Genomic DNA, 21,045 nt, shown 5'->3' with positions numbered 1-21,045 from the left:
TACCTCATTCACTGTCGGAGGGCGATGCGCCGCGCTGCGCGGATGCGCGCACCGCGATGACTTGGGTGGGGCTGGTCTCGCCGGTCGCTGCGGTTCGCGGTTCGCGGAGCGCCCGGCGCGGGCCGACCGCACCGGCGGGCTCCGCCCCGAGCCGGCGCGCGAGCTGACGCAGCAGCAGCGCCACCACGTAGAGCACGGCGAAGCCGATGAGCAGCAGCACGAATGCGGCGGCCGCGACGGGGGCCCGCCCCTCTGCGTAGAGCTTGTACACCTCGACCGAGAGGAACGTGGACTTCGGTCCGGTGAGCAGCAGGGGCGCGGAGAGCGTGCCGCAGATGATGATGAAGCTCAGGATCCATCCGCTGATGAAGCTCGGCAGGATGAGCCGCGCGATGATGAGCACGAGCGTGGTGCCCTTGGAGGCCCCGCTCGTCCAGGCGGCCTCCTCGAGTGAGCGGGGAATCTGCACCATCGCCCCGGAGGTGGCCCGGCTGGCGATGGGGATCGTGATCACGAACAGCGCGAACATGAGGATGACGGGCGTGGCGTAGAACTGATGCAGTGCCGGCACCGCGAGGAACAGCCAGAGGACGCCGAGTGCGAGGACGAGGCCGGGCATGGCCAGGCCGAGCCACTGGCTGAATTCGATGATGCGCGCCAGCGGGCCGGTGCGGAACCGCGCCGCCCAGGTGAGGATCGTGGCGGCGGTCACGGCGAGCAGCCCGCCGATCGCCGCGATCGTGGCAGTGTTCGCGTAGGCCTCCATCATCTGCGGAGAGTTCAGGATCTCCTCGTAGTTCGCAAGGCTGTACACCCCGGAGGATCCGAGGAAGGGCGAGAGCGACACGATGACGAGCTGCACGGTCGGCAGGATCGTGGCGAGGAGGGTGAAGATCACGATCAGCGCGGTGAACAGCCACTTCCAGGCACCGACGTCGCGCAGCAGCCCGCGCGCCTCTTTGCCGCCGACCGTGGTGAAGGAGCGGCGTCCGAGCACCTTGATCTGGACCACCACGAGGAGGAGCAGCACGATCATCAGCATGATCGAAATGGTGCTCGCCTCCGCGTACTGCGGACCGGTGGACTGCGACAGGTAGGCGTAGATCTCTGTGGGGATCACGAAGATGCCGGCCGGGACGCCGAGCACCTGTGCGGTGTCGAAGGACTCGAGGAAGAGGATGAAGGCCAGGATCATGACCCCGGAGATCGTCGGCAGCAGCACGGGGATCTGGATCTGGAAGAAGGCGCGCGCGGGGCTCGCCCCGCTCATGCGGGCGGCCTCGTCGAGCGAGTTGTCCATCGCCATGAAGGGGCCGAGCAGGAGGAAGAACTGGAGCGCGATGAGCCGCAGCACCGAGGCGAAGACGACCCCCCACCAGGATTCCATGTTGACGACCCGCGCAGCTTCGCCGAAGAGCTCGGCGAGGGCGGCGTTGACGAGCCCGATGCGGGGGTTGCCGAGCAGCCCCCAGGAGATCGCGAAGAAGAGGCCGGGTGTCGCGACGACGAGGCCCATGACGACGGGGATGAGCTTGCGCAGCGGCGTGCGCGTGCGCGTGTAGATGGCGGCGAAGGTCGCCGCGGCGAGGGTGGAGATGAGCACGGTGACGACGCCCATGCTGACGGTCGTCCAGACGACCTCCCAGGTGCGCGACCGGCCGAGGACCCCGGCGACGGCGGCGCCGGTCCACTCCGTGTCACCGACGGCCGAGGAGCGGAAGGCGCCCTGGATGACCATGGCGGCCGGGGCGAGGAAGCAGATCGCGCAGACGATCACGGCGCTGATCTGCGGGTTCGTCAGCCCGGAGCGCAGTCGGCCGAGCGTTCGGCCGCGGGTGGCACTCACGGCGTTCCCGCCCGCATGGCGCCCACGATCGCGTTCTCCGCTGCTGCCGCGGCGAGGTCGTCGTCGTGATCCGGCGCGTGTACGCGGAACCACAGCTTGGAGATCTTCCAGACGCCGTCCTCGCGTCGGTACTCCGCGTCGTAGCGTCCCTCCGACCAGGGCCCCCACACGCGCATCCAGCCGAGCGAGGTCTTGAAGTCGGCCTGCAGCCGGTGCCACGTCCAGATCGCGTGCGCGGTCTCTCCCGTGACGGTGATGTTCGGTGAGGAGAGGATGTACCCGTCGTTGGAGTGCACGACGGGCAGCAGTTCCTCGGAGAACATGTCCCGGATCGCCTTCCGGCCCTGGTGGACGCCGTGCAGCCGGATGTCGCAGATCGCGTCGTCCGTGTACGCTTCGGCGACGGCGTCCCAGCGCCGCGCGGCGAGGTTGCGGACGTAGTCGTTGTGCAGCTTCGTGATCTCTTGGACGGATTCGAGACGGTCGATGCGGGCGAGCAGCTCCGCGGCGATCGGATCGGCGACGACTTCGTTCATCAGAACTCCTTGTGTTCGGGACGGGCGGGCTCCGGGTTGCGGTTCCCGTCCGGGCAGCGGCTCCGGCGTCAGGGCCGGTGCCGCTGCCCGCTGGCTGGTGCTTCGGCCGCTACTCCGCGAAGAGCGACTGGAAGGTCGGGGTGAGCTCTTGCGTGGCCGGCCGGAGCACGTCTTGCGCTTCATAGACGACGAAGTCGACGTCCTGCAGCGCGGGCCAGCCGTAGGGCGACTCGAGCTCGGGCGACTGGTTGATCGGGAAATTGCCCGAGGTGAGTGCCTGCTCCTGGGCGTCCACCGTGTGGAGGTAGTTCAGGAAGAGCTTGCCGGCGTCGGGCGACGGGGCGCCCGCGGCGAGCATCCACTTCTCCGAGGCGATGACGTTGTTCTTGTCGAGCAGGATCGGGGCTACGGGAGCGCCCTGGTTCGCGGCGTTGATGACCGAGGTCATGGCCGACAGGGGCTGCAGCGCGAACTCGCCCGAGGAGATGCCCTGCAGGGCGAGCTGATCGCTGGCAACGATCTTCGTGTTCGCGGCGATCGCCTCGAGCTGGCCGTCGTCGAGCACCCCGGCGTTGACGAGCTGGGTGAGCGTGGTGGAGGTGCCGCCCGGCGTGGCGGGGTTCATGAAGGTGAGCTGGCCGGCCCACTTCGCGTCGCCGAGTTCCTCCCAGCTTGCCGGCAGTTCGTCCTCGCTGAGCGCCTCGGTGTTGTACGACATGTTGAACATGAGCGCCCAGGGCGAGTAGTACATGTGCTCCTCGTCCGTGATCTGAACGGGATCCACCCGGCCCTCGAGCGCCGGGTTCGCCTCCCAGGTGGCGACCTCGTAGGGCTCGACGAAGCCCTGCTCGGCGTAGCGGTCGCCGTTCGGGTTGGAGATCACCGAGGCGACGTGCTTGTCGGTCTGGTTCTCGGCTTCGAGCAGCGACTGGAGTTCGGCGCCGTAGTAACTGCCGGTGGAGATGGTCAGCCCGGGGAAGCGCGATTCGAAGCCCTCGTAGATCGCGGTGAACTCATCGTGGTGTCCCGCGTAGATCATCACCTCGGTGTCGCCGGATTCGATCGCGGACTCGTAGAGCGAGGCGAGTTCCTTCTCGACCTCGGCCGAGAGTCCCAGTCCGTCGAAGTCGGGGCCGCTGGCCGCCGCTCCCTGGTCGGAGGACGCGGAGCAGCCGCTCAGCGTCAGTGCGCCGACCGCCACCAGGCTGGTCGCGGTCAGCAGAGTTCGTGTGTACAACGCCATTGTCGTTTCCATTCTTCTGATGGGTGGGGGCCCGGCCCGTCGTCCCGAGGTGCTCGGGGCGCGGGCCACGAGGTGACCGAGATGAGCTAAACAAAGTTTCACGGGTTAGTCAAGATATTAATTAGTTACCCCGCCGAAAAACGCCGTTCTTCCGGTTGAAGCTGAAAAGTTGATTCAGACGTGTACTATTTCGATTCACGGTGTTACTGTGTTTCCGCGGCGATTCCCGCCAGCTGGGACGCGGGCGCCGCACGGACGAAGGAGTCATCGAATGTGGGATGTGATCGTGGTCGGCGGCGGCTCCGCCGGAGCCGTCGTGGCGAGCCGGCTCAGCGACGACCCCGGCCGCCGGGTGCTGCTGCTCGAAGCCGGCCCCGACTATCTCGGGCAGGACACCCCCGAGGAGTTCCGCGACCGGACGCGCGGACTCGGCATGCAACTCGCGGCTCCCCCGACCATGCGCAGCCCTCAGTTCTACTTCCACGGAGCCACCGCACGCCGCGGCACCGACCATGAGGTCTTCCCCTACCGGCGCGGACGCGGCCTCGGGGGCTCCTCCACCGTCAACGGCCTCTACGCGATCCGCGGCGTCCCCGACGACTTCCGCCACTGGGAATCGCTCGGGGCGACAGGCTGGGGCCCGCAGGACATGCTGGAGAGCTACATCGCCATCGAGGACGAACATGACTTCCCCGACGCCCCCTGGCACGGCACCGGCGGCCCCTTCCCCGTGTATCGCGAACCCGAGAGCGGCTGGGGCGGCATGGACCGCGCACTGCGCGACGCCGCCCTCGACGCCGGGCACCCCTGGGCCCCCGACCACAACGACCCCGCTTCGAGCGGCGTCTCCCCCTTCGCGATGCACATCCGCGACGGCCTGCGCGTCTCCACCAACCACGCCTGGCTCGATCCGGTGCGCGGCCGCCCCAATCTGACCATCCACGGTGACACCCACGTCGACCGCGTGCTCCTCTCCGGCGATCGCGCCCGCGCGGTGCTCGATGCGGAGGGCACGCAATACCCGCTCGCACCCGGGGGCGAGGTGATCCTCTGCGCGGGCGCAGTGCACACGCCCGCGATGCTGTGGAGGTCGGGCATCGGGCCCGCCGAGGATCTGCGGGCCCTGGGCATCGACCCCGTCGCCGATCTGCCCGTCGGCCATCATGCCCAGGACCACGCCGTGGTCTTCGCGGAGGTGAGCGTGCGCGAGGAGGAACAGCGCAGTGTCGGCAACCGCCCCACGAACACGATCCTCCGCTACACCTCAGGACTCCCGGGCGGGCGCAGCAACGACATGATGCTGCTCGCCACCAACCACAACTACTGGTTCGGGCAGCCGACCGCAGGCGTCGCCGTGTCCCTCGAGCAACCACTCAGCACCGGGCACATGACCCTGACCTCGGCAGACCCGCGCCAGGATCCGCACTTCGAGCTCCGGCTGCTCTCGGACCCGCGCGACCTCGACCGCGCACGCGACGGCGTCGCGCGCACGCTGGAGCTGATGCAGCACGACGCCTTCGCCTCGCGCGCACTCGGCCCCGTACGCGCCCCGCGCGACGACCGCGAGCTGCTCGCCGGCGTCAAGGACACGATGCACCTCACCTCCACCGCGCGCATGGGCGCAGCGGGAGACCGCGACAGCGTCGTCGATCCCGAACTGCGCGTTCACGGCATCGAGGGCCTGCGCGTCTGCGACGCCTCAGTGCTGCCCACCGTCCCCTCCGCGAACACGCTGCTCACCGTGCTCGCCGTCGCAGACCGCTTCCTGCGACGCACCCCCGACCTCGCCCGCTGATTGGAGACCCGCGTGCACGATCAGACCAGCGCCGAGCACTGGCGCGACCGCATCGCCGAGACGCTGCGCACCCGGGGCATCACAGCCCCGCCCGGCACCCCGGGAGTGAGCCGCGTCCGCGTCCCGTGGCGGCTCGACTGGGCATTCGAGCTGCGCGACGCCGAGCCGGCGGACGTGGGGGCCGCGGTGCAGGCGGCGCGCGACGCGCTGCGCGAGTGGCGGCTCGATGCGGCGCCCCGGCGACGCGCGCTCACCGAGCTCGCCGACGCGCTCGCCGCGGAGGAAGAACTCCTCACCCATCTCATCTGCTTCGAGAACGGCAAGCTGCAGCGCTCGGCGGCCATGGAGGTGGGCGCCGCGATCGGCTCGCTCCGCCACCATGCGGGCCTCGACATCCCGGAAGAGGTCCTGCGCGACGACGCCTCCGGTCGTCTCCGTCTGGTGCGCGAGCCGGTGGGCGTGGTCGCAGCCGTCACACCGGCCAATATGCCGCTGCTCATGCTCGTGAACAAGCTCGCCGCCGCACTGCTGACGGGCAACACCGTCATCGCGAAGCCCTCCCCCCAGACCCCGCTGTCTGCGCTGATGCTGCAGAGCCTCTCGAGGCCGCTGCTTCCGCCCGGGGTGTTCCGGGTGCTTCCCGGCGGAGCGGAGCTCGGCCGCACCCTGGTCGCCCACCCGGGCGTCGGCATGATCACGCTCACCGGTTCACGCCGGGCCGGACGGGAGGTCATGGCGGCCGCCTCGGCCACGATCACCCGCCTGCAACTCGAGCTCGGCGGGAACGACCCGGCCATCCTCCTCGACGATGCCGACGTCGAACGGGTCGCCCCAGAGATCTTCCGTTCCGCGTTCGCATCGAGCGGCCAGGCCTGCGTCGCGGTCAAGCGCGTCTACGCACCTCCCGGGGTGCTCGGCGCACTCACGGAACGCCTCGTCGAGCTCGCGAACGCGGCACGCGTGGGAAGCCCCTACGATCCCGAGGCGAGCCACCCCGTGCTCTCCGGAGAGGATCAGTACCGCCGGGTGCTGGGACTGCTCGCGGGTGCGGAGCGCGAGGGCGCGACGATCCGCACCGGCGGCGCCGAAGCCGTCCCCGGATTCCTGGGGGTCCGGCCCGCGGTCGTCACCGGGCCGGACCCGGATGGCGAGCTCGTGCAGGAGGAGCAGTTCGGGCCGGTGCTGCCGCTGGTCCCGTACGAGGATCTCGACGCGCTGGTCGACGCCGTGAACGCCGGGCCGTACGGGCTGGGCGCCACGATCTGGACGGCGAACCAGGCCGCGGGCGAACGACTCGCCCGCCGACTCGACGTCGGCATGACCTGGGTCAACCGCACCCCCGTTCCCGACCCGGGCATGCCCTTCGGGGGAATGCGCGAGTCGGGGCTCGGACGCGAGGGCGGGCGGGCCGGTCTCGACGCATACTGTGAGCTGAAGACCATCGGAACGGCAGGAGCAGACCATGACTGACGAAGAATCTTCCCGTTCGCCCCAGACCTTCGAGGGCTTCGTCGCCGACGCCCAGGATCGGGCGCGCGAGCGGCTCGGGGACATCGGGCGCAGCAACGCCGTCCCCGTCGGCATGATCCTGCGCCGCCTCCACAAGCTCATGGCGGTCGAGGTGGAGCTCGAGGGAATCATCCCCGAGGGGCTCACCTGGGCGAGCTTCCGCGTCTGCTTCGCGCTGTGGGTGCGCGGCCCGCTGGAACCCGGACGCGTCGCCCTGCTGTCTTCGATGAGCCGCGCCGCCGTCTCTTCGGCGCGCAAGACGCTCACCGAGCGCGGCTACGTGACCACGGTCGACTCCCCCACCGATCAGCGCTCGATCGTGATGTCTCTGACGCCCGAGGGCGTGGCCAGCACGGAGGAGACGTACCGCCGGCACCTCGCACTCACGCAGGAGTGGCTCTCGCCGCTCTCCGACCCCGAGCAGCAGATCCTGCTGGGCTTGCTCGGCAAGCTGATGTCGAGCCCGAGCGCCCTTCGCTTCGGCCCGGGCAAGGCCATCAATTCCTCCCTCCTCTCGATCGGAGAATCATGAACGAGCAGCTTGCGCAGATGGATCAGGCCGCGTTCCGGCACGTCGTCGGCCACTTCGCCTCGGGGGTGACCGTCATCACCACGAACCACGACGGCGTCCTCTACGGCACGACCGCCTCGGCGGTGTCGTCCCTTTCGATGGATCCGCCGATGATGCTGGCCTGCCTCAACCGTTCCAGTTCCACGCACGATCACGTCGTCGCGGCCGGCCGGTACGCGATCAACATCCTCGCCGTCGATCAGGGCGACCTCGCCGCCCACTTCGGCCGCAAGGGCGCCGACAAGTTCTCCGGGGTCTCGCACACGCTCAGCGAGCAGGGCCTGCCGCTCATCGACGGCGCGCTCGCGACCATCGAGTGCGTCGTCGCAGAGACCGCGATCGGCGGCACCCACACCGTGTTCCTTGGCGAGGTGACGGCCGCGCAGGCGCGTCCCGGTGATCCGCTCGCCTACTTCCGCGGACGCTTCGACGCCCTGGAGCGGACCTCGCTCGAGACGGAGGCCTACGACCGGGTCCGTCTCCGCGTGCTCGGCCGTGGCACGCCCCTGGGCGAGCCGATCGCCGTGCGCGAGCTCGCCGCGATCGTGCAGTCGGACGAGCCATCCGTATACAACGCGCTCGTGCGGCTCGAAGCGGAGGGGCTGGTGTCGCGCGAGCCCGGGGGCGCGTTCGTCCCGACCCCTATCACCGCTTCGCTCGTCGAGAATCTGTACAGCGCACGGGAGACGATCGAGTCGGGGGTGATCCAGCAGTATCTCGCCTCCGCTTCGGATGCGACCATCGCGGAGATCACCCGCCTCGCGGAGGATCTCGCCGCGCGTGAACCGCGGAACTCCGAAGAGCTCGACGCTTTCCTCGAGGCGAACCTCAATCTGCACTGCGCCATCGTGGCGCTCGCCGGATCCCGCCGTCTCGTCTCGCAGTTCCGGCAGCTGAGCATCTCCGCTGCCTGGCGCGACACCTACCGTTCCGAAGTGTGGCAGGAGAAGCTCGGCCACCCCTTCATCCCCGAGCTGACCGCGGCAATCGCGGCACGCGACGCCGAGGAGGCTGCGCGGGTGGTGCGCGCCCAGATCGCCTTCGTGGTGTCGGCTGCCGCGCACATGATCGACCAGAAGGGCGGCGCGCTGTAGCGCCGCCCCGCAACCAGAAGGAGCCTCCCATGGGAGAGATCGTGATCGAAGGCCTGGAGAAGACCTTCCACGCCACGCGTGTGCTGCACGCCCTGGACCTGCACGTCGCGGAGGGCGAGTTCGTCACGCTGCTCGGGCCGAGCGGATGCGGGAAGACGACGACGCTGCGCTGCGTCGCCGGCCTGGAGACGCCCACCTCGGGCCGGATCAGTATCGGCGCGCAGACCGTCGCCGATGGTGAGCGGGCCAGTTTCGTGCCACCGCACAAGCGCCGCGTGGGCATGGTCTTCCAGAGCTACGCGATCTGGCCGCACATGTCGGCACTGTCGAACGTGGAGTTCCCGCTCCGCCGCCGCAAGCAGGGCAGCAGGGCAGAGCAGCGTGCTGCCGCCGAGCGGGCCCTGGAAGCGGTGGGCATGTCGGCCTACGCCTCGCGGTACCCGCATGAGCTGTCCGGCGGCCAGCAGCAGCGGATCGCGCTCGCGCGCGGCCTCGTGGCTGCGGGAGAGGTGATGCTCTACGACGAGCCGCTGTCGAACCTCGACGCGAAGCTGCGCGTGAAGATGCGCGACGAGGTCCGCCGCCTGCACGACGAGTTCGGGCACACCTCGATCTACGTCACGCACGATCAGGAGGAGGCCTTCGCGATCTCGGACCGCATCGTCATCATGAATGGCGGCCGCATCGAGCAGGCCGGCACGCCACGGGAGATCTTCTCCTCGCCGGAGACGCGCTATGTCGCCGACTTCGTGGGCTACGAGAACATCCTCGAACTCGGCGAGGTGGCCGCCGACGGCACGCGCGCCGTCGCGGCAGGCTTGCCGGTGAGCGGCTTGTCCGGCGCGCAGCCGGGGGACGCGGTCGCATTCCGCAGCGGCAGCGTGAAGCCCGGCACGGGCGACGGGGCGGCGCTCGCGTTCGCCGCGACGCCGAGCCGCGAGGTCTACACGGGCGAAGAGATGCTGGTACGCCTGACGACGACGGACGGCACGGAGCTCACCGCTCGGGTGCCCGCCGACGAGGAGCTTCCGGTCGATCGCAGTTCGGCCTTCCATGTCGCCGCCGCAGATCTGGTGCTGCTCCACCACTGAGCGGACGCGCCGCCGGCCGGCCTGAGCGAGCGGTCGGCGGCGCGTGCGGCGAGCGTGCGAGGTGCGTCAGGCGGGATGGGCGCGCGCTTCCGGCCTCTGCCGCTCAGTCGGCTGCGGGGGGCTCGCCGAGCGCGGTGATGGCTTCGATGAGCGCGCTGGTCTCCGCCTCGGTGCCCGCGGTGATGCGCAGGTGCCCGGGGATGGCGAGGTTGCGGACGAGGATGCCGCGCGCGCGGAGGGCCTCGAAGGCGGCTGCGGGATCGGCGAAGCCGCCGACGAGCAGGAAGTTCGCCCCGGAGGGGTGGACGCGGTAGCCGAGCCCGGTGAGGGCGGCGGCGAGCCGCTCGCGCTGGGCGCGGATGTCGGCGACGGTGGCGAGCATCTCTCCGGAGTGGCGGATCGCCGCGGTGGCGGCGGCCTGGGTGAGCGCGGAGAGGTGGTAGGGCAGGCGGACGAGGCGCAGCGCATCGATCACGGCGGGGTCTGCGGCGAGGTAGCCGAGGCGCACGCCGGCGAAGGCGAAGGCCTTGCTCATGGTGCGGGAGACGAGCAGCCGGGGACGGCCGGGCAGGAGTTCAACGGAGCTGGGCCGTTCCGCGTCGAACTCCTGGTAGGCCTCGTCGACGATGAGGATGCCGTCGAAGGCGTCATACGCGGCGCGGATGACCTCGCGCTCCGTGGGCGTGCCGGTGGGGTTGTTGGGGCCGCAGAGGATCGCGATGTCGGGCTGGTGCTCGCGGAGCGCGGCGGCGACGCCCTCGGCGGTGAGCGCGAAGTCGTCGGGGCGGGGCACCCCGATCCACTCGGTGTCGGTGCCGGAGGCGAGCAGCGGGTACATCGAGTAGGTGGGGGTGAAGCTCAGGAGGGTGCGGCCGGGTCCGCCGAAGGCCTGGAGCACCTGCTGGAGCACCTCGTTGGAGCCGTTCGCCGCCCAGATCTGCTCCGGGACGAGTTCGTGCCCGAGGTAGCCTGCGAGCGCTTCACGCAGTTCCATGAACTCGCGGTCGGGGTAGCGGTTGACGCCGCGCACCGCCTCGGCAAGCGATGCGACGATGTCGGCGACCACGTTCTCGGGGATCGGGTGCGTGTTCTCGTTGACGTTGAGGCTCACCGGCACGGGCTCCTGCGGCGCACCGTAGGGTTCGAGGCCGACGAGGTTGTCGCGGAGGGGCAGATCGCTGAGGCTGGTCACCGCCCCATTCTATTTGCCCGCCGACGCGGCGGGCTGCCACGGCCGCAGCCGGGCGACTTCACAGGTGAAGCCGGCGCCGCTTGACAATCGGCTCGTAGGCCGGCCCATCGCCGGCCGACCATCGGTTCAGAGGCCGACCCATCGCCGGCCGACCATCGGTTCAGAGGCCGGCCCATAGCCGGCCGGCCAAAAGTTCAGAGGCCGGCCCATAGCCGGCCGGCAATCGAATCAGAGGCCGAGCTCGTCGGCGGAGACGACACCGGAGCTCTCGGAGTAGCGCAGCGGCACGGCGAGGGGCTGGCCGGCCTCGACGCCGGAGCCTTCGAGCTGGTTGAGGCGGACGATCTCGGCGACGAGGTCGCGGGGATCCGCGGCGGGATCCAGCTCGGACGCAAGCTCCCAGAGCGATGATCCGGGCTGCACGACCGCGTAGTGGAACTGCTGCTCGCCCCCCTCGGCGTCGCTGGCGATGGCCTGGGGAGCGCCGAGCGCGGCGATGAAGGCCAGCAGCCCGGCGATGAGCACGGTGGCGAATCCGCCGAGCACCACGCGTCCGCGGCGCGTGAGGCGCAGCCTGCCCGTGACGTGAGCGGGGGCTTCGACGGGCACGGCCCCTGCGGGCACTGCCTGCGCGCGAAGAGCCTGCACGTTCATTGTGGCGTCCATCGTGGCGTTCATCTTGCCGTCCCTTCTGTCGATCCTCGTCAGCCAGGCCGAGCGAACATCTGTTTCGAATATATCTTCGATTGTTCGAATCGGCAAGCCCCGGATCGAAACTGACTTTCGATGTTTTTCCCGACACTCGAAGGTGTGTTTGCCCGCGTTCACGGGCAGCGGCTAGGGTTTCGAACAACGGGATCACTGAATCAGCAACCACTGACACTCACGGATCGCACGACCTGAGCACCGCCCCGGCCGAGAAAGGAACAGCGATGAGCAACGCTGCCTCGCCCCAGTCCGTGAAGCCTCTCAGCGAGAAGCAGCAGGCGATCCTGGAGTACATCGCCCGCTCGGTCGAGAGCCGCGGCTATCCGCCGAGCATGCGCGAGATCGGCGACGCGGTCGGCCTGTCCTCGCTCTCCAGCGTCACCCACCAGCTCAGCAGGCTCGAGCTCGGCGGCTACATCCGCCGCGATCCCAACCGCCCGCGCGCGCTCGAGATCCTGGTCGAGCTCGCCGGGACCAGCGCCGCGGTGGCGGACTCCCCGGCCCAGCAGCCCGAGGAGGCCGCCTACGTACCGCTCGTCGGCCAGATCGCGGCGGGCGTGCCGATCACCGCGGATCAGCAGGTGGAGGAGATCGTGCCGCTCCCCCGCCAGCTCGTGGGCGACGGTCAGCTCTTCATGCTCCGCGTGGTGGGCGACTCGATGATCGACGCCGCGATCTGCGACGGCGACTTCGTGGTGATCCGCCAGCAGCGCGAGGCAGAGAACGGCGACATCGTCGCCGCGATGCTCGACGGCGAGGCGACGGTGAAGGTCTTCCGCCGTCGCGACGGGCACACCTGGCTCCTCCCCCGCAACAGCGCCTTCGAGCCGATCCTCGGCGATCACGCGGAGGTGCTCGGGCGCGTGGTGGCGGTCTTCCGCTCCGTCTGACCGCACCGCAGTCCGCAACGCAGAGCGGGCCGCGCTTCCAGCCGGAAGCGCGGCCCGCTTTCTTCGTCGACTTGATTTGTTGCACCCGGTAAAACTATTCTGGCGGGCATGCGATCCTCACTCGCGGCGCCCTCCGAGGCGTCCGCCGCTGATCCCGAACCCGCTCTCCGGAACCACCGCCCTTCAAGCGCTCCGCCGCATTCGCCCCGCTTCGTCACCGCGGGCCTCGCGCCCGAGTTCGTGCCGTACGCACGCGGCCTCGAACTGCAGCGCGCAGCGGCGCAGCGCGTTCGCGAGGGCCGGGATCGCGGCACGGTGCTGATCCTGGAGCACGAGGCCGTCTACACCGCCGGCCGGCGGGCGCTGCCCGAGGAGTACCCGAGCGACGGTACGCCGGTCATCCCGGTCGACCGCGGGGGCAAGGTCACCTGGCACGGGCCCGGCCAGCTCGTCGTCTACCCGGTGATCCGGCTGCGCGAGCGCTTCCGGGTCGTGGACTTCGTGCGCGCGCTCGAACGCGTCATCATCGGCACCGCCGCCGACTTCGGCGTCGCCGGCTTCCTCATCGAGGGCCGCACCGGCGTGTGGGCTGACGCGGGCGCCCCGGCTCCCTCGAAGTTCGCCCAGATCGGGATCCACACCGCGGGCGGCGTCGTCACCCACGGGCTCGCCGTGAACTGCTGCAACGATCTCGCCCCCTTCGGCACCTTCATCCCCTGCGGCATCGCCGACGCCGGGGTCACCACGCTCAGTGAACTCGCAGGGCGCCGCATCGCGCCCGCGGACATCGCACCGGCGCTCTCGGCGAGGCTCGCCGCCGCGCTCGCGGAGGCCGCCGAGTGAGCGCCCGGATCCTGCCCGCCACCGGCGTCCGGCCCGAGCCCGAGGGCCGCAAGCTCCTGCGCATCGAGGCGCGCAACGCCGAGATCCCCATCGAGAAGAAGCCCGAGTGGATCAAGACCCGTGCCCGCCTCGGCCCGGAGTACCGCGATGTGCACGCGCTCGTGCAGCGGGAGGAGCTCCACACCGTCTGCCAGGAGGCCGGCTGCCCCAACATCTTCGAGTGCTGGGAGGACCGCGAGGCGACCTTCCTGATCGGCGGCTCCATCTGCACGCGCCGCTGCGACTTCTGCATGATCGACACCGGCAAGCCCCTGCCCCTCGACACTGACGAGCCGCGTCGCGTCGCCGAATCGGTGCGCACCATGGGGCTGCGCTACGCCACCATCACGGGCGTCACGCGCGACGACCTGCCCGACACGGGCGCCTGGCTCTACGCCGAGACGATCCGGCAGATCCACGCGCTCAACCCGGGCTCGGGCGTCGAGGTGCTGGCCGACGACCTCGGCGGGCGGCCCGAGGATCTCGCGCGGGTCTTCGACGCCGCCCCGGAGGTCTTCGCCCACAACCTGGAGACGGTGCCCCGCATCTTCCGGCGGATCCGGCCGGGCTTCCGCTACGAGCGCTCCCTCGGCGTCATCTCGCAGGCCCGCGACGCCGGCATGATCACGAAGTCGAACTTGATCCTCGGCATGGGCGAGACCCGCGCCGAGATCACGAGCACGATGCGCGAACTGCGCGACGCGGGCTGCGACATCCTCACCCTGACCCAGTACCTGCGCCCCTCGAGACTGCACCACCCCGTCGATCGCTGGGTGCGACCCGAGGAGTTCGTCGAACTGAAGGCCGAGGCCGACGCGCTCGGCTTCGCGGGCGTGCTCGCGGGCCCCCTGGTGCGATCGTCCTATCGCGCAGGGCGCCTCTGGGCGCAGACCATGGCCCGCAAGGGGCGCGACGTGCCCGAGGCGCTGCGTCACCTCGCGGAGCGCGCCGCCGAGACCTTCCCGCAGGCCGTCTGAGCCGCCCCGTGTTCGAGACGCCGAGCCCGGTGGGCGCGCAGTGGCCGTCGCGGGAGCCCGGACCCCGTCCGGGTGCTCCCCGCGGCGGCCTGCGCGGCCCCTACGCGACGTAGGGTTCGAGCTTCGCGGCCATTTCCGCGGTGACGTAGGCGCGGACCCGCGTGCCGTCCTCGACATAGTCGGTGGCGAGCACCCGGTTCCGCTCGTGCAGCTCGGCCACGAGCTCGCCGCGGTCGTACGGGATCACCGCCGTGAGCTCCCGGTCCGGCACCGGCAGCGCGGCGTCGATGCGCCGCCGCAGCTCCTCGATCCCCTCACCGGTGCGCGCCGACACGAACACCGCGTCCGGCGCGAGACCGTGCAGCACGAGCCGCTGGGAGTCGTCGAGCAGATCCGCCTTGTTGAAGGCGACCAGTTCGGGGATGCCCTGCGCGTCGACCTCCGCGATGACCTCGCGCACGGTGCGCAGCTGCGCCTCCGGGTCGGGGTGGGAGCCGTCGACGACGTGCAGGATCACGTCCGCCTCGCCGACCTCCTCGAAGGTGGAGCGGAAGGCCTCGACCAGCTGGTGCGGCAGCTGCCGCACGAAGCCGACCGTGTCGGCGTAGGTGAAGCTGCGGCCGTCATCGGTCTCGGCGTGGCGCACCGCCGTGTCGAGCGTCGCGAAGAGCTGATTCTGCACGAGCTCCTGCGTGCCGGTGAGGCGGTTGAGCAGGCTCGACTTGCCGGCGTTCGTGTAGCCGGCGATCGCCACGGAGGGCACCTCGCCGCGCTTGCGGTTGGCGCGCTTCGCCTCGCGGGCGGGCGCGAAGCCGGCGATCTGCTTGCGCAGCTTCGCCATGCGGGTGTGGATCTTGCGGCGGTCAAGCTCCATCTTCGTCTCGCCGGGGCCACGGGAGCCCATGCCGGCGCCGCCGGAGCCCACCTGGCCGCCGGCCTGCCGCGACATCGACTCGCCCCAGCCGCGCAGGCGGGGCAGCAGGTACTCGAGCTGCGCGAGCTCGACCTGGGCCTTGCCCTCGCGGCTCTTCGCGTGCTGGCTGAAGATGTCGAGGATGACGGCGGTGCGGTCGATGACCTTCACCTTGACGACGTCCTCCAGGGCTCGGCGCTGCGAGGGCGCGAGCTCGGTGTCGGCGACCACGGTGTCGGCGCCCACGGCCGCGACGAGCTCGGCGAGCTCCTGTGCCTTGCCCTTGCCGAGGTAGGTGCTCGGGTCGGGGTGGGCGCGGCGCTGCAGCAGGCCGTCGAGCACGCGCGCGCCCGCGGTCTCCGCGAGGGCGGCGAGCTCGCGCAGCGAGTTCTCGGCGTCCTCCGCCCCGCTGCGGTTCGAGCCGGAGTAGACGCCGATGAGCACGACGTTCTCGAGCCTCAGCTGCCGGTACTCGACCTCGGTGACGTCTTCGAGTTCGGTGGAGAGGCCGGCGACGCGCTTCAGCGAGGCCCGGTCCTCTCGCTCCATGCGGATGAGTTCGAGGTCTTCGGCGAGCTGATCGTGGGCGGCGTCTCCGAGCGCCTGGGCCTCCCCGTCGAGCAGCGAGGAGCTGCGCTCGGCTTCGCGGATGACGGTGGCGGATCCCGCGCCCCTGGTGCGTGAAAGCACCCGGTCGAGCGGGTCGGGACGGGCTGCGGGATCGGCGTCGCGCGGCGGCGCGTGCGTCGCGGCTTCGGTGTCGACGTCGGCGTCGGTGGGGGCTGGGTCTTCTGCGGAGCGATGAGTCATGTGGTCTCCAGTGTATGCGCTGCGCGCTCGGGCGTGTCGCCCGTTCGCCCTCGGCGCAGCGCCGCCGGAGGCGAGGGCGGGAGCGGCGGCCGAGACGTCCTACCGGCCGAGCACGGAGCGGGGCAGGAACGCGGCGCGCCAGCGGGCTCGGGGCCGTGCCCCTGCGCGCAGCGCGCCGATTGCGAGCCGAGCCTCGGCGCGGGACGGGGCGGTGCTCGCGGCGCCCGAGAAGCGCTCCGCCACGACGGCGCGAGCCAGCGCCCCGGCCGCCTCCGCGCCCGTGGTACCGAGCAGGCCCCGCCCGGCCAGGTGCTCGACCAGCGCCTCGGGGGTGCGCGCCCGGGTGCCGCCCGCGCCCGGTCGGTGCAGGCCGAGGTCCGCGGCCGTGTCCACGAACTCCGCCCACAGCTGCGAGGCGGGATCGTGGCCTCTCCTGGCGCGCCGCATCCGCTGCGCGCGGCGAAGCGCCCGCAGCGCGGGGGCGATGCCGAGCAGCAGGAGCATCACCCCGAGCGTCCCGAGCAGCGCGGCGAGCGGGGCGGGCACGGCGTGGCCCGTCGCCGTGGCTGCTCCCGGCTCCGTCTCGGCAGTCGCACCCGGCTCGATGGCGTCGGGGCGCGCCGGATCCTGCGGCTGCTCGCGTTCGATCGGCGTGTCCGGGGCCTGCAGTGGCGACGACTGCTCCCCCGCTGGGGCCGACGCCGAAACCGTGGCCTGTCCGGTCTCGGCCCGGTAGCCGGCCCCGCCCGGGGTGGGCTCGAAGGCGACCCACCCGATCCCGGTCACGAACACCTCCGGCCAAGCGTGCAGTTCACGGGCGCGCACCGGGGTCCAGCCGTCGTCCGCGGGCCGGGAGACGTAGCCGACCGCGACGCGGGTGGGGAGGCCGAGCGAGCGGGCCATCACCGCGAAGGTCGAGGCGTAGTGGACGCAGTAGCCGCTGCGCTGCTCGAGGAAGGTCTCCATCACGGCATAGGGGTCGCTCCTGTCGAGGCCGGGCTCGTACGGGGCGCTCACGTCATAGGCGAAGTCGCCGGAGCGGAACCACTGCTCCAGCGAGGCCGCGGTGAGGAGCTCACGAGTCGCCTCCTCGCCGAGCCCGGAGGGCACGACGGTGCCGCTCGTGTAGTGCATCGCCCCGCCCGGATTCGAGCGGAGCAGCTCCAGGTCCGCGTCGACGGAGGCCGTCGCCTCCTGCGCGGCCTCCGTAATCGCGGCCGGCATGCCCGCGGGCAGTTCGGTGTAGGGCTCGGGATCGAACTCGGCCAGCTGCTCCGCGGTGTAGCGCTCGGCCACCCGCAGCGACCCGAAGGCCTCGGGGCCCACCACGGCGCGGTAGGCGTCCCGCGGCCGAGTAAGCGCGGTGTCGGAGCGCGCGGTCGCGGTGCCCGCGACCCAGTTCCAGCTCCCCGGGTCGAAGTCCCCGTCCACCGCCTCCACGCGCTGCACGGTCTGCGGCAGCGGCAGCCAGGAGCTCACGAGCCCCTGCGATCGCACCGTCACCGAGGCTTCGCGGCGACGGGGATCCGCGCCGCCACCCGTCGCACCGCCCCCGTTCCGGGCTGCATCGACCGTGGCGCCGGAGGCGTCGAGGGCGTCCTCGGGCAGCCAGGTGCCGCGCTCGAAGTCATCGAGCACGGCAAGCGTGAAGCGCACCGGCGCGGCGCGGTCATCCACGCGATAGTCGAAGGCGACCGTGCCGCTGCCGGAGCGCAGCTCCTCGCCGAGCGCGATCGTCACATCGGGCACGCTCGCCGAGACCGGGCCCACCGACACCGCGCTCGCGTTCCACACCCGGTCCCGGCTCGGCGGCAGCGCCGCCATGATCCCGGCCGCGAGGGCGAGCGCGATCCCCGCCGCCGCGATCCCGCGCCACCGGCCCGCCGCCGGCGGCGCCTCGAGCCACAGCAACAGCAGCAGCAGCGCACCCGCCGCGAGCAGCAGCGGCGGCGAGACGCGCAGCGAGGTCACGGTGACCGGCGCCAGCATGAGCAGCGCGGACGGCAGCCCCGCGGCGAGCAGCAGGCCGAAGCGGGCGGAGAGCAGCACGGAGAGCAGCAGTCCGGCGAACCACGCCGCCAGGACGACGTCGAGCAGCGGCCCGCTCAGCTCCATCGGCGGCACCCCGGCGGAGACGGCGAGCCAGGTCTGCTGCAGGGCCTGCTGCGGGGCGATCAGCCAGGCCGCGAGCCGCCCGTCGGCAAGCCCCCACCAGCCGAGCAGCGCCGCGCCCGCCAGCGCGCCGAGCAGCCACGCGAGCGTGCCGGAGCGCGGCCGCAGGCTGCGCAGCGCCCCCGCGGCGGCGAGCACGGCGGCGGCGAGCACGAGCGCGCGTCCGGTCCAGGCGGCGCCGACGAAGAGCTCGCGCAGCGCGATCAGGCACACCGCCCACAGCGCCCAGAGCAGCGCCGCTGCGAGCAGGGGCCGCCAGGAACGGCGGGTCGAGCCGGGCGCTGGGGCGCCGAGGCTTCGGGCCCCGGGCGTGCGGTTCGCCCGGATCGGCGACGCGGGATCGCGCCCTGCGCGGGCAGCGGTCGCCTGCGCGCTCACCGCTCGGCCCCCGCGAGCCGAGCAGGATCGATGTCACCGGCGAGCGGCTCGGGGTCCCCGGAGGGGAACGGGCGGAGCACCTTCCAGCCCGGCGGCAACGGTGCCCGGGTCCCGGGAGTCCGCTCGCCCCCGGCCCCCCGCTCGGACACCGCGACCACCACCCCGGCTGCGCTCGCGGCGGCGAGCGCAGCGACCGCGGAGGTGACGGCCCCGGTGACGATCACGGTGGGGGCGAAGACGGCGGGGGCGGCCGAAGCGGCGGCCGGGCCGTCCGCGGGGCCGCGAGCACCACCGCCGTCCGGCTCGGCGAGCGCGAGCGCGCGGAGCGCCTCCGACGGCGAGGAGCCGAGGCGCTCGACCCGCGGCCCGGCCGCCCCGGCACGCACCGTGCAGAGATCCGTCGCGCGCCCGGGCGACTCATCCTGCCGCCCGGTCCCGGCCCGCCGCGTCACGAGCGCCGCCGCGAGCGACACCGCGCACTCGAAGTCCTCGGCGCCTCCCGGGTAGGCCTCGGCGTCGAGCAGCAGCGCGGTCGCGATCCGCTCCCCCGCCCCGCGTTCGGGCTCGTGGACGAGCAGGCGGTCCTGTCGCGCACTCTGCTTCCAGTGCACGCGCCGGGGCGGATCGCCGGGGCGGTACTCGCGCAGACCGCCGCTCGACTCGGCCGCCGCACCGCCGCTTCCGCCCGACGGCGCTCCCGCCAATGCTCCGGAGCTCGTCCCGCGCACGCCTCCGCGGCCCGCAAGCTCGTCGGGCAGGCGCTCAGGTGGCAGCGGACGCGGCAGCACGAGCAACTCCGCGCTCGCACGCAACGGGATCCGGAGTCGCAGCAGTCCGAGCGGGTCCGTCACCAGCAGCGCCTCGACCGCGATGAGCTGCGCACCGCGCCGCCGCACGAGCCACCCGGAGCTCTGCCGCGCGGCCGCACCCCGTGGCAGCAGCACCGGCAGCTCGCGTGAGCCCTCCGGTCCCCGCCAAGCGAGCTCCGCACGCTGCGCGAGCGGCAGACCGTGCCACAGCGTCGCCGTGACCGTCACCTCTTCGCCTGCGGTCGGCGTCCGCCGCTCGCTCATCATCTCCGCCCGCGGGCGCAGCAGCGCGCGCAGCAGCAGCAGCCAGAGCAGTGCCACCGCGAGGGCCCCGGCTGCGAGCGCCACGAGACCCAGCAGATCCCGCAGCCCCGCGAACCCCCAGCCGATGCCCGCCGCAACCGCGACGCCGAGCAGTCCGGCGCCCGCCACGGTCGGGCTCAGCGGCAGGGCGCGAAGCCGCCGGGGTCTCGCGCTCATGACAGCCCGGGCACCCCGGTGCGCGCGACCACCTCGCGCACGATCCGCACCGCGGCCGCCAGTGCCTCTGAGGCCGAGGCGTGGAGCGCGCCGGTCACGATGCGGTGGCTCAGCACGATCTCCGCCATCGTCGCCACATCGTCCGGAGAGACGAAGGCGCGTCCCGACATCGCCGCCCGCGCCCGCGCCATCTGCGCGAGGTGCAGCGAGGCCCGCGGGCTCGCCCCGTGCACGGCGCCGGGATGCTCGCGCGTCGCCGCAACGATGCTCACGAGGTAGCGCGCCACCGGCGGCGCCAGGTGCAGTCGCGCGACCGCGCGCCGCGCGGCGATCACCTGCGCGAGCGGCACGACCGCCTCGATCCCGGCGAGCGCGCTCCCGGCCTCGCGCGCTTCGAGCAGCGAGACCTCCGCCTCCAGCGAGGGGTAGCCGAGCGAGATCCGCGTCATGAAGCGGTCGCGCTGCGCCTCCGGCAGCGGGAAGGTGCCCTCCATGTCCTGCGGGTTCTGGGTGGCGACCACCATGAACGGCTCGGGCAGCGGGTAGCCGGTGCCGTCGACGGTGACCCTGGCCTCCGCCATCGCCTCCAGCAGCGCCGACTGCGTCTTCGGCGTCGAGCGGTTCACCTCGTCGGCCACGACCACGTTTGCGAACACAGGCCCCTCGTGGAAGCGGAACTCGCGCGTCGCCTGGTCGAACACCGAGACGCCCGTCACATCCGTGGGCAGCATGTCGGAGGTGAACTGGATGCGCACGGCGTGGGCGCCGAAGCTGCGCGCGAGCGCCGAGGCGAGCGTCGTCTTGCCCACTCCCGGCACGTCCTCGATGAGCAGGTGGCCGCCCGCGAGCAAGGTGGCCACGGCGCTCTCGATCTCGGCGGGCTTCCCCGCCACGGCCGTGCCGACTTCATCGGCGATCCGGCGTGCGATCGCGGCGACCGCGGCCGCCTCGCGCTCGGTCGTCTGCGTCATGAGCCCCGCAATCGCTCAGTGGTGTGCGTCGTCGCCGTGGTCACCGCGCCCGCACGCTGTGCAGGCGCCATGGCGGCGCAGTCCATGCTGTCAGCCCCGCCTGGGAATGCGCCACCCCGACGCACGCCGCTCCCCGCCCAATCCGAGATTCCAGCCCGGTTCGTCTGAGCTCCGCGAG

17 protein-coding genes are annotated in these 21,045 nt (G+C 71.9%); 8 read left to right on the top strand and 9 right to left on the bottom strand.

From position 1 onward, the window contains the following. Positions 1–4: 4 nt before the first annotated feature. The 3 genes from B4915_RS07735 to B4915_RS07725 form a co-directional block, all read right to left on the bottom strand. Positions 5–1,846 (bottom strand): ABC transporter permease, encoded by a 1,842-nt coding sequence (locus B4915_RS07735; RefSeq protein ID WP_105805241.1) that lies wholly within the window; start codon positions 1,844–1,846, stop codon positions 5–7. After that, positions 1,843–2,382, bottom strand: coding sequence for a nuclear transport factor 2 family protein (locus B4915_RS07730; RefSeq protein WP_181158500.1), 540 nt, complete (start codon positions 2,380–2,382; stop codon positions 1,843–1,845). The genes B4915_RS07735 and B4915_RS07730 overlap by 4 nt, the downstream gene beginning before the upstream one ends. A gap of 109 nt (positions 2,383–2,491) precedes the next feature. After that, positions 2,492–3,625: an ABC transporter substrate-binding protein gene (locus B4915_RS07725; protein WP_105805239.1), complete on the bottom strand. Its 1,134-nt coding sequence runs from the start codon at positions 3,623–3,625 to the stop codon at positions 2,492–2,494. Between the two features lie 271 nt (positions 3,626–3,896). Here B4915_RS07725 and B4915_RS07720 point away from each other — a divergent pair, with 271 nt between their 5' ends. Genes B4915_RS07720 through B4915_RS07700 form a run of 5 tightly spaced genes read left to right on the top strand, consistent with a single transcriptional unit; the run spans position 3,897 to position 9,685 of the window. Continuing rightward, on the top strand, positions 3,897–5,420 hold the full coding sequence (locus B4915_RS07720) for a GMC family oxidoreductase (protein ID WP_105805238.1): 1,524 nt from the start codon (positions 3,897–3,899) through the stop codon (positions 5,418–5,420). Positions 5,421–5,432: 12 nt separating this feature from the next. Next, positions 5,433–6,890, top strand: a complete 1,458-nt coding sequence (locus B4915_RS07715) for an aldehyde dehydrogenase family protein (RefSeq protein ID WP_181158499.1) — start codon at positions 5,433–5,435, stop codon at positions 6,888–6,890. Further along, positions 6,883–7,461, top strand: a complete 579-nt coding sequence (locus B4915_RS07710; protein WP_105805236.1) for a MarR family winged helix-turn-helix transcriptional regulator — start codon at positions 6,883–6,885, stop codon at positions 7,459–7,461. Before B4915_RS07715 ends, B4915_RS07710 begins: the two co-directional genes overlap by 8 nt. Further along, complete coding sequence (locus B4915_RS07705; protein ID WP_105805235.1) at positions 7,458–8,594, top strand: flavin reductase; 1,137 nt, start codon at positions 7,458–7,460, stop codon at positions 8,592–8,594. The genes B4915_RS07710 and B4915_RS07705 overlap by 4 nt, the downstream gene beginning before the upstream one ends. Before the next feature lie 29 nt (positions 8,595–8,623). Beyond that, positions 8,624–9,685, top strand: coding sequence for an ABC transporter ATP-binding protein (locus B4915_RS07700; RefSeq protein ID WP_105805234.1), 1,062 nt, complete (start codon positions 8,624–8,626; stop codon positions 9,683–9,685). A 103-nt stretch (positions 9,686–9,788) separates the two neighbouring features. Here the strand turns inward: B4915_RS07700 and B4915_RS07695 are convergent, their stop codons facing one another. Both B4915_RS07695 and B4915_RS07690 read right to left on the bottom strand, forming a co-directional pair. Further along, positions 9,789–10,877 carry a histidinol-phosphate transaminase gene (locus B4915_RS07695; protein ID WP_105805233.1) on the bottom strand — a complete coding sequence of 363 codons (1,089 nt, stop codon included), beginning with the start codon at positions 10,875–10,877 and terminating at the stop codon, positions 9,789–9,791. Positions 10,878–11,105: 228 nt separating this feature from the next. Beyond that, positions 11,106–11,555, bottom strand: a complete 450-nt coding sequence (locus B4915_RS07690; protein ID WP_245907400.1) for a LysM peptidoglycan-binding domain-containing protein — start codon at positions 11,553–11,555, stop codon at positions 11,106–11,108. A gap of 254 nt (positions 11,556–11,809) precedes the next feature. Here B4915_RS07690 and lexA point away from each other — a divergent pair, with 254 nt between their 5' ends. The 3 genes from lexA to lipA all read left to right on the top strand — a co-directional run bounded on the left by lexA (position 11,810) and on the right by lipA (position 14,334). Next, on the top strand, positions 11,810–12,475 hold the full coding sequence (gene lexA, locus B4915_RS07685; protein ID WP_105805232.1) for a transcriptional repressor LexA: 666 nt from the start codon (positions 11,810–11,812) through the stop codon (positions 12,473–12,475). A 108-nt stretch (positions 12,476–12,583) separates the two neighbouring features. Continuing rightward, entirely contained in the window at positions 12,584–13,318 is a 735-nt protein-coding gene (gene lipB, locus B4915_RS07680; protein WP_105805231.1) for a lipoyl(octanoyl) transferase LipB, read from the top strand. After that, a complete protein-coding gene (lipA, locus tag B4915_RS07675; protein ID WP_181158498.1) occupies positions 13,315–14,334 on the top strand; it encodes a lipoyl synthase in 1,020 nt (339 codons plus the stop codon). Before lipB ends, lipA begins: the two co-directional genes overlap by 4 nt. Positions 14,335–14,434: 100 nt before the next feature. Here lipA and hflX read toward each other — a convergent pair whose 3' ends face one another. From hflX to B4915_RS07655, 4 genes are all read right to left on the bottom strand, one after another. Next, positions 14,435–16,057, bottom strand: coding sequence for a GTPase HflX (hflX, locus tag B4915_RS07670; RefSeq protein WP_245907399.1), 1,623 nt, complete (start codon positions 16,055–16,057; stop codon positions 14,435–14,437). A 99-nt stretch (positions 16,058–16,156) separates the two neighbouring features. Further along, the gene (locus tag B4915_RS07665) at positions 16,157–18,607 is read right to left on the bottom strand and encodes a transglutaminase-like domain-containing protein (RefSeq protein ID WP_105805230.1); all 2,451 of its coding nucleotides are present in this window, start codon (positions 18,605–18,607) and stop codon (positions 16,157–16,159) included. Further along, complete coding sequence (locus B4915_RS07660) at positions 18,604–19,896, bottom strand: DUF58 domain-containing protein (protein ID WP_146120039.1); 1,293 nt, start codon at positions 19,894–19,896, stop codon at positions 18,604–18,606. The genes B4915_RS07665 and B4915_RS07660 overlap by 4 nt, the downstream gene beginning before the upstream one ends. Next, on the bottom strand, positions 19,893–20,867 hold the full coding sequence (locus tag B4915_RS07655) for an AAA family ATPase (protein WP_105805228.1): 975 nt from the start codon (positions 20,865–20,867) through the stop codon (positions 19,893–19,895). Before B4915_RS07655 ends, B4915_RS07660 begins: the two co-directional genes overlap by 4 nt. Positions 20,868–21,045: the final 178 nt, after the last annotated feature.

The sequence above is a fragment of the Leucobacter massiliensis genome (assembly GCF_002982315.1).
Taxonomy (GTDB): domain Bacteria; phylum Actinomycetota; class Actinomycetes; order Actinomycetales; family Microbacteriaceae; genus Leucobacter; species Leucobacter massiliensis.
Note: the sequence above shows the minus strand (reverse complement) of the source record. Positions and strands in the feature narration are given on the sequence as shown.